This window comes from Ruminococcus sp. B05, assembly GCF_003628495.1.
Classification (GTDB): Bacteria; Bacillota; Clostridia; order Lachnospirales; family Lachnospiraceae; genus Schaedlerella; species Schaedlerella hominis.
The window spans coordinates 1-745 of sequence record NZ_RBZR01000069.1 but is presented as its reverse complement, the minus strand read 5'-3'; the positions used below and the strand labels follow the sequence as shown (position 1 = coordinate 745).

Annotated in this window: 1 protein-coding gene; it reads left to right on the top strand. The window is 33.0% G+C overall.

Features of this window, described 5'->3' with window-relative positions; all coding sequences use genetic code 11:
- The first annotated feature begins 5 nt into the window (after positions 1-5).
- Positions 6-743 (top strand): 23S rRNA (adenine(2058)-N(6))-methyltransferase Erm(B), encoded by a 738-nt coding sequence (gene erm(B), locus D8Q48_RS17020; RefSeq protein ID WP_002292226.1) that lies wholly within the window; start codon positions 6-8, stop codon positions 741-743.
- Positions 744-745: the final 2 nt, after the last annotated feature.

Sequence of the window (745 nt, the reverse complement as noted above, 5' to 3'; positions counted from 1 at the left end):
ATTACATGAACAAAAATATAAAATATTCTCAAAACTTTTTAACGAGTGAAAAAGTACTCAACCAAATAATAAAACAATTGAATTTAAAAGAAACCGATACCGTTTACGAAATTGGAACAGGTAAAGGGCATTTAACGACGAAACTGGCTAAAATAAGTAAACAGGTAACGTCTATTGAATTAGACAGTCATCTATTCAACTTATCGTCAGAAAAATTAAAACTGAATACTCGTGTCACTTTAATTCACCAAGATATTCTACAGTTTCAATTCCCTAACAAACAGAGGTATAAAATTGTTGGGAGTATTCCTTACCATTTAAGCACACAAATTATTAAAAAAGTGGTTTTTGAAAGCCATGCGTCTGACATCTATCTGATTGTTGAAGAAGGATTCTACAAGCGTACCTTGGATATTCACCGAACACTAGGGTTGCTCTTGCACACTCAAGTCTCGATTCAGCAATTGCTTAAGCTGCCAGCGGAATGCTTTCATCCTAAACCAAAAGTAAACAGTGTCTTAATAAAACTTACCCGCCATACCACAGATGTTCCAGATAAATATTGGAAGCTATATACGTACTTTGTTTCAAAATGGGTCAATCGAGAATATCGTCAACTGTTTACTAAAAATCAGTTTCATCAAGCAATGAAACACGCCAAAGTAAACAATTTAAGTACCGTTACTTATGAGCAAGTATTGTCTATTTTTAATAGTTATCTATTATTTAACGGGAGGAAATAATT